General features: G+C 44.6%; 7 protein-coding genes. All 7 read right to left on the reverse strand.

Going from position 1 to position 14,191, the window contains the following annotated elements; all coding sequences use genetic code 11:
• Window positions 1-141: 141 nt before the first annotated feature.
• The 7 genes from B4Z90_RS03065 to B4Z90_RS03095 all read right to left on the reverse strand — a co-directional run bounded on the left by B4Z90_RS03065 (window position 142) and on the right by B4Z90_RS03095 (window position 14,101).
• Window positions 142-399, reverse strand: a complete 258-nt coding sequence (locus tag B4Z90_RS03065) for a hypothetical protein (RefSeq protein ID WP_204991014.1) — start codon at window positions 397-399, stop codon at window positions 142-144.
• 64 nt (window positions 400-463) lie between these two features.
• Entirely contained in the window at window positions 464-1,486 is a 1,023-nt protein-coding gene (locus B4Z90_RS03070) for a glycoside hydrolase family 53 protein (RefSeq protein ID WP_286801353.1), read from the reverse strand.
• Window positions 1,487-1,522: 36 nt separating this feature from the next.
• Window positions 1,523-2,575 carry a DUF5111 domain-containing protein gene (locus B4Z90_RS03075; protein ID WP_198385954.1) on the reverse strand — a complete coding sequence of 351 codons (1,053 nt, stop codon included), beginning with the start codon at window positions 2,573-2,575 and terminating at the stop codon, window positions 1,523-1,525.
• 113 nt (window positions 2,576-2,688) lie between these two features.
• Complete coding sequence (locus B4Z90_RS03080; RefSeq protein WP_088163671.1) at window positions 2,689-4,254, reverse strand: RagB/SusD family nutrient uptake outer membrane protein; 1,566 nt, start codon at window positions 4,252-4,254, stop codon at window positions 2,689-2,691.
• Window positions 4,255-4,286: 32 nt separating this feature from the next.
• The gene (locus B4Z90_RS03085) at window positions 4,287-7,271 is read right to left on the reverse strand and encodes a SusC/RagA family TonB-linked outer membrane protein (RefSeq protein WP_286801356.1); all 2,985 of its coding nucleotides are present in this window, start codon (window positions 7,269-7,271) and stop codon (window positions 4,287-4,289) included.
• 201 nt (window positions 7,272-7,472) lie between these two features.
• Complete coding sequence (locus B4Z90_RS03090) at window positions 7,473-10,049, reverse strand: hypothetical protein (protein WP_286801358.1); 2,577 nt, start codon at window positions 10,047-10,049, stop codon at window positions 7,473-7,475.
• A 149-nt stretch (window positions 10,050-10,198) separates the two neighbouring features.
• Entirely contained in the window at window positions 10,199-14,101 is a 3,903-nt protein-coding gene (locus tag B4Z90_RS03095) for an ATP-binding protein (RefSeq protein WP_088162361.1), read from the reverse strand.
• Window positions 14,102-14,191 lie beyond the last annotated feature (90 nt).

Below are 14,191 nucleotides of genomic sequence, written 5' to 3' on the forward strand. Positions count from 1 at the left end.
CACTAACTTACTTAAGGTATCATTTAAACAAAAGCTACGGTCAAAACGTTTTAGAATTTACAGTCTGTACAGTTAATACCCCCTCTTTTAAATCTTTGCACTTCGCCTTTATCTGAATCCTTCCCGATTTTCTTCCCCTGCCTAAACGATCAAGGCAACATCCTGCAGATCGTGTGACCGGTCCAAGGGCCCGAAAATAGCCCAATCATGCGGTACCGTGACTTTTTTCCAGGCCTTATCATCCAATGCTACTGACTCCCCATGAACAACCTCACCTTGAAAAAAACGCCAGTTTTTCTCCAACAAGAAGGATTGCCGTGCAGACTGTCCGTACGAATTGCCCGGAACAAGTAGGAATAAAAGAAACAAAAAGTAAGTCGTACGCAGTAATCTCATCATCAAATCAGGTGTTTATAGTCTACAGTTCAATTTTTTCATTGTCATTCAGCGGTTTAAATATACCTTATTTAAACGCATTCAATGCTTTTGTTGGGCGCCCATTATTGTCAAATGCACCTAGGGTATAACCATTCCACCCACCATACGCCAAAGGCTCCCAATAGAATATACCCAGTACTTTCTGATCGGGCACACTATTGACCGCGTTGAAAAGATCCTTTAACCATATTTCAGCACTATCTGCTTCATCCCAGCTCATCCCCACCTCGCAGATCATCACTTCTGAATTGTATCGGGCAACCATATCTTTGATGTTACTGATGCAGGCTGCATTGCGCTCTTTCCAGTTTGCTGGAGTCGGGTAAAGTGACATGCCAATCACATCCCATTTCCCACCGTTGTTTTTCAGACCATCGAACATCCAACGAAACAAGTTATTGTCAAATCCATTGTGCAGGTGTACGATCACTTTTGCTGCCGGAAATACTGCTTTTACCGCATCATAGCCGGCATTATTCAATGTGGCATAATTAGCCATACTGACAGAGGCTTTTCCATCTTCCCAAAGCATCCCATTGCCCGTTTCATTACCGACCTGCACCCATTCAGGTGAGATACCGCTATCTTTTAGCAATTGAAGAACCTCCGTTGTATGATCACTAACAGCCTTCTTTAAACCATCAAACGATAAACTCTTCCAAGCTGCAGGCTTTGTCTGCTGTCCCGGATCCGCCCAGGTGTCACTGTAATGAAAATCCACCATAATACGCATGCCCAGATGATGCGCACGACGAGCTTTGACCAGTACATCATTCTTGTTGCACCAGCCTTGCTGAGGATCTACCCAAACACGCAATCGTACCGCATCCATGCCCAGTCCACGCAAGATTTTCAGCCCATCCACTGCGCTGCCTCCTGCATTAAAAAATTGCACACCTGAGGCTTCCATTTCAGTAATCCAGCTCACGTCCGCACCTTTTGCCAAATGTGTTTTAGGTACATCCACCTTAAGATTATCTTTGTCGTTGCAGCCAGACAAGCCCAAACACAAGCCTATTAGGGCCAACATTATTTTTATTTTTTTCATCCGATTATTTCATTTAAGAACCCGTCCCTATCTATTTTATTCCACATGATATTTGAATTGTTTTGGATCGCTTAGATCAAGAATCAAGGTATGTGTACCGATCTTATCATAAGCGAAGCCAGTTCCATCGGCCGTATACAAAGCACAGTTTCCATCGCCCTCTGCTGCGCCAAAAAACCAAGTCCAGCTGCCATTGATCAATACCTTAATTCCCCATTGTTCAGCTACCGTTGTCGTGATGGTTGCTTTCCAAACCTTCGCCGTCTGGTCATATACCATTGGTGTTGCTGTTGCACTCCAACCATTAAAATCGCCCGTTACCGTCATGGATTCTACGGAAGTTTCTTTCCAGGCCAATTTATTGACATCGGCTGTCAAGTATAAGTATCCACCTTTACTCGTCCAGCAATTCCAGCGATCAGCTCCGCTATACAAGATATATTGGCTACCATCCAGGGGATAAGAACCATAGATGAGCGGTGCACTCGCACTTTCCGCATTGGTTAAATAGAAGTTGTACCATTGGTCGAGACGCACAAAACCATCGTAAAAACCATCTTCCTTTCTCGAACACAGTTTCCATGGAAATTGCGTAAACTCTTTATTTGATAGATAGAGATAGGCAGCATCCTCAACGGGCTGGTAAGCGGTGACAGTCAGGGCGATCACATTGCTGTAGAGCCAATCTGTATTGGTTCCCAATCGTGAAGCAATACGGACATAAAACACATTCTTTTCATCAGGCAAAAATCCCATTCCCGTGACAAGGTTATTCAATTGTTCATGCGTATAGCTGAGCGAGCTTGCAACCTGTTCGATACTTTTGGAGACAGCAGAAAAAGATGGATCAGCAGCAATTTCTATTTTATTTTTTAAAGCCGACTGCGCCATTGGTTCATCGCTGGCCAAAATCGCCTCATCCCAGACAAGCTGCAGAGCCACGGCCTTGCGATCAGTAGATTTTAAGACCAGTTCTGTTGTACTGCTGTACAACACTGCAGGTTTTATCCCACTGACAGCCGGTGTTCCACCCTCCTTTTTACAGGCAACGAAAAGCAACACCAGGATATAGAGTGTCAATTGTTTCATAGGTATCATTATCTTTAAAAGTCCATATGGGAATACCTGGATACTCTTCGCAGCATATGTGCTTTCAAATAGCCGTATATCTCCATAGATTTAGTTATTAATGCCAGCCACCGCTAGTAGCCAGGATTTTGGATCAAATTCGGGTTAGCGCTCATATCAGTGGTTGGAATCGGATACAGATTGAATTTCGCATCCACAGAGCGGCCGTTCATGTCACCGCCTTTCCATTGCCAGATGTAATCGCTACCGGTAAATTTCCCAAATCGAATCAGGTCAGTACGACGCGTACACTCCCAAAACAGTTCACGGCCGCGTTCTGCAAGGATAAAATCCAGTGTCAGCTGCGCCTGGTCAATGGCTCCGGCCGAACTACCATACCCCCGCTGACGGATACTGTTTACCAACCTGATCGCTTCCTGTACACTTCCTCCGCCACCGCGCAGTACAGCCTCAGCATACATTAGATACACGTCGGCCAAGCGGATCATCGGGAAATCAGTACTTACCAAACCTTCATCTGTCGTATAGGTACCATCATCTTTCAAATTTGTAAACTTAACAAGCCCATATCCCTGGCTCGAGGCAGCGGGGTCTTCGACATCCAGGGACTGGCCGTTTTTCCAGAAATCACCTCTTTTGTCTTCCGCCTGAAAGAGTGCCACAAATTCGCGAAGTGTACGAAAACTATTCCAGCCGGAAAGCACACCGTAATCCGATGATTTCATGCTTCCAACAATAGGGCCGTTGACAAGATACGTTGTCGCACCCCATGTCGTTGTATGCGCTACATCGGCCTCTATCGGGAAAATAATTTCATTGGTCCGTTTATCATTATCAGCATTAAATACCTGCTTATAGTTCGCATTTAAGGAATATCCAGCATCAATCACTTTTTTAGCATAATTCAGACATTCCGCATTTCGTGCTGTACCCGTATAGACCTGTGCATTAAGATAATTTTTGGCCAATAGGGACCAGGCGGCAGCACGGCTTACCCGGCCATACTCATTTTGACGTGCTTCCGGTAAGATCGTCTCGATCTCAGTCAATTCTTTTTCAATAAATGCAAAGAGATCAGCTCTTGTCATCCGTGGTGGAAAAAATGCAGCAACCGGGTCCTTTTCAGTCACAAAAGGAACGTTCCCATAAAGGTCCATGGCATGACTATAGGCCAATGCACGCAGAAAACGCGCTTCGGCTGCGAACTCCAAAATTTGTGCCTGCTCGGCCGAATTAAAAGTCGCCAGCTTCTCTGTTGTTGCATTCCGTAGAAATTCATTACAGATGGCTACCGTATAGTAGATCCGATAATACATGGCATTCACCCAGGTATCAGAAGCTCCCCAGGTCATATACTGGATATCGGTCATATTGTCGCCTCCTGCCCATGTATAGATCACTTCATCAGTCGGTACCTCCTGCAAGTTAAAGTAAACCCGAAGGTAACCCCAAGAGGCCGTGCTGCCCGCCATATCCGGATCGGCATCACCACGTCCATTGCCCGCAACGGCAAATGAGGCATACAATTTAGCAAGTACTGCCCGGTAACCATCCACAGAGGTGTATACCGACTCCGAAGTAGTTTCTACAGTGGGATACTGGTTTAAGTCTTTTGTACAGGATTGTAGCAATGCGATTATACTCAACAATCCAAAACAATATCTTTTTATATTTTTCATCGCTATATAAGTTTTCTTTTTTGAGGGAGCCATTAAAAATCCATATTGAGACTCAAGGAGAAAGTTCTTGAGCGTGGGTAGAACGAACTGTCGAAGCCACTCGGAACCTCAGGGTCCATGCCGCTATATTTGCTCACAATAAAAACATTCTGAGCTACCGCACCCACACGTAGATTGGAGATCTTACCCACCTGACCAAAATTATAGTTCACCGACAGGTTTTCCATCCGAAGGAAGGAAGCATTTTCGACGTAATAATCCGAATAATACTGTCTGGTCTGGAATTGGGTATTCAAGTAATCCCGATGTAAGTTGTTGATCGACGCATCCACATATTGAACTGTTTCCCAAGCACTAAGATTCATTTTGGTATTATTGAATACGTAGTTACCCAAATTTGCGCGTAGTGTCGTTGCTGCTGTCCATTTTTTGTAAGTTAACTGCGTATTGAAACCAAAGAGCCATTTTGCCGCGGGCGCTTGATAGCGGTACAAGTCCTTTTCGTTGATCGCTCCATCACCATTCAGATCCGCATATACACCTTCGAGCGGCTTGCCAGCCTCATTGTACAACTGTTTGTAGACATAAAACATGTAAGGCTGATACCCCGTTGTCAGAATCTGTATACCACGGCCACTGACATTCGGTCCCACATAAGTTCCTATGGCATTCGCATCCTGCACCAAAGCTATATTGGTTACTTTTGTATGCTGATTAGTCGCATTGAAATTGACTTCCCAGCGCAAATTATCCTTTTGTATGGGTACGGTATTCAGTTGAAATTCGAAGCCACTACTTTCGACATTACCTACGTTGATAGTCGCGTTCTGGTCAAAATTGGTTCCTGCGGCTACAGGCACATTGGCCAATAGATCATGCGTTTTTCTTGTGTAATAGTCAATTGCACCAGACAGCCTGTTTTTCCAGAAAGCGAAATCCAGGCCGTAGTTAAATGCTTTGGTCGTTTCCCAGCGTAAGTCCCGATTGTAAACCGATGGTCTATACACCAGATGGTACTGATCGCCGAAACGATACTGTGCATAGGCTGTTCCCAAATTGTATACCGGCAAATATTCGTAATTTCCGATCCCTTCCTGCTGACCTGTAACGCCGTAACTCGCACGGAGCTTTAGATCGTCCAGGAAAGAGATTCCTTTCATGAAAGACTCCTGCGAAAGACGCCAGGCCAAGGCGACTGAGGGAAATGTTCCCCAACGGTTTTCGGGGCTGAATCGGGAAGTTCCATCCTTACGGACCGTAGCGGTCAATAAATAACGGTTATCGTAATTATAGTTGATCCGTCCGTACCAGGAAATCAGCGTATGTCGTTCGTCAGATGCAATAGCAGTCGAGCGTATATCACCAGCTTCGTTATAGTATACTATAGGTGGCCGTCGGGCACTCCAATATTGATAATCGTGACCTGCTGTCACGTCAATTGTACTTTTAATTTCCGGGAAGAACTTATTATAGTTTAGATAGCCTGTAAACAATTTATTTTTAAGCGTCTGTTCATAACGGTCAAAAGCGCCTCCGATCGTAAAATTATTGGCTGCACTTGCCGGAATAAGATTCGATCCATTTCCTTTGGCATAGTCATATCCGAGTGTTACGTGCGCTTTCAATTCAGGTAGCAGATGGAATTTATAATCGAGGTCAAGGTTACCCACGGCTCTATTGACTGTACTACGGTGTTTTTCCTGCTTGAGCAATCCAAGTGGATTGAGGTTTGCACCTGTTGCCGGAAGACCGGCATTATCCAAACTCTCGTAATAGCCACCATAAGCATCTGCCCCAGAATAAATCGGTTGCGTAGGATTAAATGCTACAGCAGACCATATCGCATCGGTATTGGCAAAACCGTTGTTGTTATGGGCACCTTTAACATTTAAATTTACGGTCAGGTGTTTATTAAAAAAAGTGGGATTTAACACCAAAGCGCCCGTCACGCGCTCCGTTTTGTCGGTCCGCAAAGTCCCTTGCTGATTATAATAGCCCACCGATGTACGAAAAGGCAAGGTTTTGCCGATCTTTCCCTGTAGACTTAAGTTATTATCCGTCCCGATGGCATCCTGAAAAACCTCAGACAGCCAATCTGTTGAGGCATTGCCCAATAACGCCTTTTGGGCAGTGCTCCCTTTGGTATTGATGAGCGAGGCAAATTCATCGCGCGACATCATATCAGCCACTCCCATAGCCTGCTGCATGGACACGATTGAAGAGAAAGAAAGCCGTAAAGCATCTCCTTTACCCTTCTTTGTTGTTATCAATAATACCCCGTTTGACGCTCGGGATCCATATATTGCTGTCGATGATGCATCTTTGAGCACTGTCATGCTTTCGATATCATTCGGGTTGATCAGACTGAGAAAATTGCCACTATTGCCGCTAATACCACCAGTCTCTAGCGGTACACCGTCCAATACGATCAATGGATCGTTGCTGGCACTCAAGGAGGCTCCCCCACGGATACGTATCGTACTCCCGGAAGAAGGAGAACCGCTGTTGGACATCACCTGCACACCAGCTGTTTTTCCATTGATCAGCTGTTCGGGAGAGCCGACAAGTCCACTGTTAAAATCCTTGCTTCCGACCGTATTTACGGCACCGGTTAGATCCTTTTTTGTTGTACTACCATAACCTACGATGACGAGCTCTTCCAGCACATTTCCCGCAGGCACCATGCTGACATCCACGGATGTTCCCCCTACCACCGTCAAGGTTTGGCTACTGTAGCCTACAACAGAGAATAGAAGCTGGGATTTACCCTTGGGCAATGAGATACGGTACGAGCCATCACTCGCTGTTGAAGTGCCCACCGTAGTTCCGGCCACCAATACTGTTACACCTGCCATCACCTGCCCATGCTCGTTGCGGACCACCCCACGGACATCCTGTTGTTGCATCGACCTGATCCACTTGCTTTCCCCTTTCGTTGCAGCATAAAGCTGCGTTTCCCCAAGACAGGATAGCAAGGACAAGCCCAATAAACTTGTTTTAAATGCAAAACCCTTCATTGTTTAAAATTTAGATGTGTTTATAATTGTTTTCTTTCCCTTTATTATATTTTTTGTATTCCTTATCGCTTTATTTAAGCATTCCCCTAAAAAACGCAGCCGTTTTTTTCAGGTCGTCGTTCTGCTCCAAACCTTGATCCTTACGGCCTGACGGATTATTATCCATGCCCTACTAATCGGTGGCATTAAGCAGCTGTATCGCTATTCGAGCCATATCGCAGCTATAGATAGTGCCACCCCCTCCATCTTTTCGCCTGAAACGATTAGTTTTTCGATATCCCTTTTGTCAAATTGAACCAGAACCGTGGGCTTAAAAAACCGTTCAAGAAATACAGGATAAGGAGCAGGTAGCAAAGCCGTAGGCACGAGCTTTAAGTTGGCTAGATCCATACGAACCACTGTTTCGCCGGATGCCCCAATAGCTATATTATCCACATAGGTATACCCTTTTTTTGTCACAAACCCAGCATTCAGCAGCGGATTCCCGCCTTCATGTTTCAAGAGTATACAGAGCTTTGTGGCAGCAGCGATACCCACAGGCCGTTCAGCAATTGCCGATTTGATATCTTTTACCCAAAAATACTGTACCCCCGAATCCTTGGCATGAAAAGTATAGGTCCAAAAAGGAACTTTACTGAGATCATGATGCTCCCGTTTCGCATTCATGTAAGCCGTTTCTGGAATAGCGAAAGTTTCCAAAGAAGACACTTTGGACAAGGACTCAAAAAGCCCTATAGGCGCACGCTGCTCATATAAGCCCACCGTCCAATACCTATTGACACGATAATTCCAATCCAGCGGTGCTCCAGTCTGATTATCAGGATAGGTAATTTTTTCACCATCCACAAACACAGTAGCTGTATATTTCAATTCATTGCCCACGAATAAAGATGCCGGGACATCCGCTTCATAGGTACAGTTATCTTTGGAGATCAACTTGATGTAGGGATTATGATCTTTCCAAAACGAAACCTGGTCCGTTTGTAGAATAATGGAATCGGGCTGTTTTTCAAAAACATAACGGAACTGCAATTTGGTAGAGCGCCCTTTTTCCAATATTTCGGGCTGCTGGTGTATCAATAAAGGCTGCTTCAGCGCTTCAGTTTTTGGCGCGTAATATTCGCCCAAATAGCCATTTTTCCAGGGCGAGGAAGCTAGCCAGCTATTTTTCAGCTGGATATTCTTACGCTTTAACAGATATACTCCAGGCTTAACGCTGAAACTTGTTTTAGCGACTGAAATAGCTTCATCGGTGTCATTTTTCCCTAACAGTGAACGGACGGTAAACAGGTCGCCTAGATCAGGAATCCGAATATCGATCCTCTGTGACCGGTACAGAATATGTACCACCTCACGATCGAGCGATGGCTTAGCAAAAGGATCAGCGATTTTTTCTGCATCCGGCATAACCTCCAAGCGCCATAGACCATCTTCCAGACGATCTAAAAAATAAGCACCAGATCCACCGTATTCCACCACAGGTGACGAACCATGACCGGCAACATGTTGCAATTTCGTTGGATTTAAAGGCCTTACAGTCGTATTATTGGTGTAAAAATACTTATCCTGCGCATTCATCACGGAGAGATCCTGCTCATAACTAACACTAAAATCGCCAAATAGGGTGTCTTGAGGGTAATGTTCAAACTTTTTATTTCTCGGTATCGTATAAGCCACCTCTGCAGCAATCATGGTACTCAGTGCTTTTGCCGGTGTATAAGCCAAATTGAGATAATGTGTCTGATATTCGGTATTATAGGCTGCAATATCCATCGGATCGTAAGCAAACTGAGTGATCCACTGAAATCCCGCCGAACGAAATGTGCGGCTCATTGCGGGATGCATGTAGCTGTAAAGATTATCAGCAGGATCATATTCGTAAACTGCTTTCGCTTTGTTGGCGAAGCCTTTCAAGTTTGAAAAAGGGATATCGTACTGATCAATGTAAGGAAGAAAATTCCCTTGACGTTCCCGTCCAGCAACCAGTCCCACAGGATACCATTGATAAGTTGTGCCTTGGATATCAGCATCAAAATAAGCCTTAACATGTTCCATATTATGACTTACATTGTAGAAAATCGGTTTTTTGTTCCCACTTTTCTTCATGGCATTCACCATTCGACCGATATAGTCCGACGTCGTCTGAATGGCACCTGTATGGCAAGGTTCATTATTTATTTCAAAGCCTATGATGTAAGGGTCCGTCTGATAAGCATTTCCGGTATACGGGTTGACATGATGAAGTAACTGGGTAATGTATTTTTCTTGAGCAGCTATCGCCTGTGGATTAGCATGAACCTCACACTTATCATAATGATACGTAAATGCATCTGTATTTATATTTCTTTCAGGATAACCATTACCAAAATTGGTCATTCCCGTAATCAGGATCCTAATTCCCCTTTCCTGAAGTTTAAAAAGTAGATAATCCAATAGATCAAGGTGTTCATTGCTGATCAGGTTACCATTTTTATCGGAGATTTCTACATCCCAAATATGGATACGATAAGCGTTATATCCCAAACGGGCGAAGTGATAAACGTCCCGATCAATAGCCCGCTTTCGATCGATGCCTTTATCGTGTAAAGCCCGAAAGGCATGGGCAAAAGGAACGGTATAATTGACGCCATAAAATGAAGCTTCAGCTTTGGAGTCGGACCAGCGCATGACACCTTCACGGTCGACAAAAACTGTAGGGACCTTTTTAATAGCCTTCGATTGAGCGTAAGAATTGACATAGCCCAAGAGAGCAAAGCAGCATAAAATAATTACACGCATGGATTGTATCGATTTATAATTTTTTGGTTATTACTCTTACAAACCTATCAAACGTGATTATTTTTTAAAGCCACATATCGGACAAAGAACAACACAAATTGGACATTCCCAACCACCCAAAACAATAAACAACACTAACAATCAACCAATTACAAATAACCTTCCATATACACCTTTGGTGACATCCCAAATTCCGATTGAAAACATTTTGAGAAATAAGAAGCATTGGAGAATCCGACCATATACATCACCTCGGAAACGGTAAACTTTTTTTGCTGTAATAACAGCGCTGCTTTCTTGATACGAATGCTGCGTATATACTCCACCGGTGTATAGCCTGTTAGTTGCTTAATTTTACGATGGAGTTGTCTGGCGGCGACATCCGTGAGCTCACTGAGCCGCTGCACCGAAAATTCCGAATCGTCCAAATTTTCTTCGATCAGCTGTGTCACATTGGTCAGAAATTTTTCATCCGGTGAATGTACAGCTATTGCTTCTGTGGGTTTACTGATTTCGTCGATACGCAATTGAGCGACAATCTTATCTTTCCTATCCAAGAGCTGCAATAGCTGTATCTGGAGCAAGTCCAGATCAAAAGGTTTCGCCATATAAGCATCTATGCCGACGGCAACCCACTCGCGTCTGATCAGCTCATCGTCTTGTGCTGTCAGCAAAATGATCGGAATAGTTGCCGTCACGATATTTTGTCGTAGTTTTTTCACCATTTCAATTCCCCCCATATTGGGCATCATGGCATCCGTGAGAATAATGTCGGGCACAAAACTATGTCCGTCGATCAAGCGTAAGCCCTCGCTACCATCACTCACAATGCGGCAATCGTAATGCGACTGCATGGCATTTCGTAAAAAATCAGCGAGTTCGGCATTATCTTCGACGATCAGTAGCTTTCGTTTACCCCCTACCGGTATGCTATCGGTCGCATCCTTATCGTTTACATGGTCATGTTTCCAACTAAGCGTTACGGCTGTGCCCTTTTGATCGCTCGCTATATCAACGCTCCAGCCCAACTGCTCACAATAACTTTTGACCAGGTACAGACCAACGCCCGTGCCCTGTACAGCACTCACTTCTTTCAGGGAAGAACGATAGAATTTGCTGAAGACATAAGGTAGGTCTTCAGGTGCTATACCAATTCCCGTATCCCGAACGATAAGCTTGACATCCGGACCAATTACTTTCAGCTGCAGTTCCACGCTACCCTCCGGACGATTATACTTACAGGCATTAGCGATGAGGTTGTTGAGAATCGATCCCAGTTTGGCTACATCGGTCTGTATAAAAAAGCTCTCTACATCGGTAACAAAGTCAATATGGACGGTACTGTACTCAGGTACCTGCTGCCAGTCAGCTATAATTTGTCTGCTATAGGCGACCAGATCCATCTGAGAGGTAAGCAGGCCCTGCAAGGGCGTCTGTTGCTGCTCGACCTGATCAAAAGTCATCAATTCCTGGATGAGATGGCTTATTTTTAAGGCATTTCGATGAACACCATCCAACTGCTTCTTTTTGTCACTGTTCTTTGTCTGCCGCATCATTTGGCTGACAGGGGCCAAAATCAGGCTTAACGGGGTTTTCAGCTCATGCGACACAGCTGCCAGGAAGTCCATTTTCATCTTTGTGAGCTCAAGTACCTTTCTCCGTTCGCGCCTTTCCCATTTTAGTGTACTGCGAACCCTGAAAAAATTGACGACCCAAAATAGCAGGAAAATAACAACGAGGACGTAAGCAGCTTTGGCCCAATAGCTTGCATACCATGGATAACGGATCTGAATATGGTAGGTATAAATCTCCGACACAACATGACCGGCGACATCCACTTTAGCCAACTGAAGGTCGTAGTTACCCGAACTTAAGTTGGACAGGAGCACTTTGTTGTCACCCCGTTCCATCGGAATCCAGGTTTCATTTTTTCCTTTAAAAGCATAAGCTAGGCGATAGCCTAAATGATTTCCATAATCCAAATCGGAAAATTCAAGCCGAAGGTTATTCTGATCATGCGCCAAAGTGATCTCGTTTTTATACCGTAAACCATAGTCGTAATTACCGAAACGTTCATTATTGACATACATTGCGGTGAGCACAATCTTTTTGGAACCATCCAGATCCGCTTGCTCATTTTGCGCGGGCAACAGGACCAGCTCATCAATTCCGCCCAGCACCACTTCCTCCCGCTCTGTATCGTAATACATCGAGGATATCCTTTGCCCGTATCTTAATAGTTCAGTTTTTAAACTCTGCTTATTAACCTGCCACACTCCAATACTCGTTGCCAGCCAGATGTTTTCTTTGACCTCGGCCATGGCAGTTACTTCACCTTTACCAACAGGATCAAAACGAACCAATGTATTTTTCCCATCCGGAGCAATACGCCTCAATTCGCCATGTTCCCCTACCCACACCGTATGCTGTCCATCCTTCAGCATAAAGGTCGCCTGATCCAATGCATGCCCAGCGCTGTCTTTAAGCTCCGTTATTTTCCCTGTGGCCACATCAATGCTACTGATCCCCTTATTATAGAACAGCGCCAAGATCTTCCCCCTACCATTGTCAACGATCTGATTGGCAAAATCTTCCAGAAGACCGTCAGCTTTACTGAAATTACGGCTTGCTATGACCGGGCCCTTGGCTTCCAATAAACGGCTTCGGTTGACGACAAATATTCCCCCCATATAGGAGGCCACCCAGAGATTATCCTGTCCATCTTGCAAGATGTCGTACGACCATTTCGCATTTCGTCTTCCACTGGCATCGACAATTGTAAAGGTTTTAAACTGTTTCGTATGCGCATCAAACACATTGACGCCGCCGTCTGAGGCTATCCACACCAATCCCGTATGATCCTCAAATATATCCCGGATACGGTTGTGTGCCAGACGATAGGTCTTGGCATCCATACGGTACCAGCTGCTTTCCGTATTTTTGTCGTCCAGCCCACGTACACGGATCAAACCATTATCGCCGCCCAGCCAATACCAGCCATTGCGATCCCTGTTAATTTTATAAAAACGGTTGCCGTCGCTGCTCGCAGTCAATTGATAGATCGGCAGTATTTTTTCCACCTTACGGTTGGACCATAAGGAAAATCCCAGGTCTGTACCCAGCCAGATATTTTCCGACCGATCCTTAAAGATACTCCACACGATGTTATTGGCCAGCGAGTTTCTATTGCGGGAATCATGTTTGATCCGTTTGACCAACTGCTGATCCAGCTGATACGTAAAAAGACCATCATCCGTACCGACAAGCAAGGTGTTGGAATCTTTGGAAGCCATCGCTTTGATGGGATGATTTTGTAGTACCGGAGTTTTCTGAAGCGTATGGTTCTTCGTATTATAGCGATACAGGCCGTATTCTGTCCCCACATAGGTACTTGCTGATTCCGGAATAGAAAATATAGAATTCACAAATTGATTACTCCCCGGCCTATAATCTGGGAGCGGTAGAGGCACAATATCTTTTTTTGATGAATTTAATTCAAAAAGTCCATTATATGTACCGATTAAGATTCTATCGCCCACCTTTTCCAGTGCATACACGGCGGTTTTTGATTTGTTCTTTGGAAATGAATTCTGATAATCGATAAGTTTACGTGTCTTGGTATTATAGCAATACAAACCACTTATTGAACCGATCCACAAGGTATCGCCAACAAGGAGCAAAGACCTGACATCTCCAGGTCCCCCTGCCGGAAAAGATTCAAATCGGTCGAACTGATAGTTATAGAGCAGCACCCCCTGCCCTGTCCCCAATGCGAAATGTTTATTATCGATCAGTGCAATGCAGTAAACGAAAGTCTGAAAAGGAGATTTGGTCCCCGTGAGCGGCTGCAGCGCATAGCCATCATAATTAAATAACCCATTGTTACTTCCCAGCCAAAGCATCCCCAAGCTATCCTGTGCAAAAGAGTGGACTGTATTTGCATTCGTTCCCAAGGAAATATTGCGAAAAGAGGGATAATCCAGCGATTGCCCGAAAACAGCCGTACCCACGAAGGAACAGACAAGTAACCAATAGAAATAAAGAGACTGCATTTTTTATAAGCGCTATACCACAAACTTAATTATTTCAAATGGAATACTGCTTATCCAATCAATTGTGCCAAGCGAAAATAGCGTCCTTTA

The organism is Sphingobacterium sp. UBA5639 (assembly GCF_002421245.1).
GTDB lineage: Bacteria > Bacteroidota > Bacteroidia > Sphingobacteriales > Sphingobacteriaceae > Sphingobacterium > Sphingobacterium multivorum.

Coding starts and splice junctions, on each gene's coding strand:
- B4Z90_RS03070 (WP_286801353.1), bottom strand. CDS start 1,486: ATGAAAAAAATAAAAATAATGTTGGCCCTAATAGGCTTGTGTTTGGGC.
- B4Z90_RS03080 (WP_088163671.1), bottom strand. CDS start 4,254: ATGAAAAATATAAAAAGATATTGTTTTGGATTGTTGAGTATAATCGCA.
- B4Z90_RS03085 (WP_286801356.1), bottom strand. CDS start 7,271: ATGAAGGGTTTTGCATTTAAAACAAGTTTATTGGGCTTGTCCTTGCTA.
- B4Z90_RS03075 (WP_198385954.1), bottom strand. CDS start 2,575: ATGAAACAATTGACACTCTATATCCTGGTGTTGCTTTTCGTTGCCTGT.
- B4Z90_RS03095 (WP_088162361.1), bottom strand. CDS start 14,101: ATGCAGTCTCTTTATTTCTATTGGTTACTTGTCTGTTCCTTCGTGGGT.
- B4Z90_RS03090 (WP_286801358.1), bottom strand. CDS start 10,049: ATGCGTGTAATTATTTTATGCTGCTTTGCTCTCTTGGGCTATGTCAAT.
- B4Z90_RS03065 (WP_204991014.1), bottom strand. CDS start 399: ATGATGAGATTACTGCGTACGACTTACTTTTTGTTTCTTTTATTCCTA.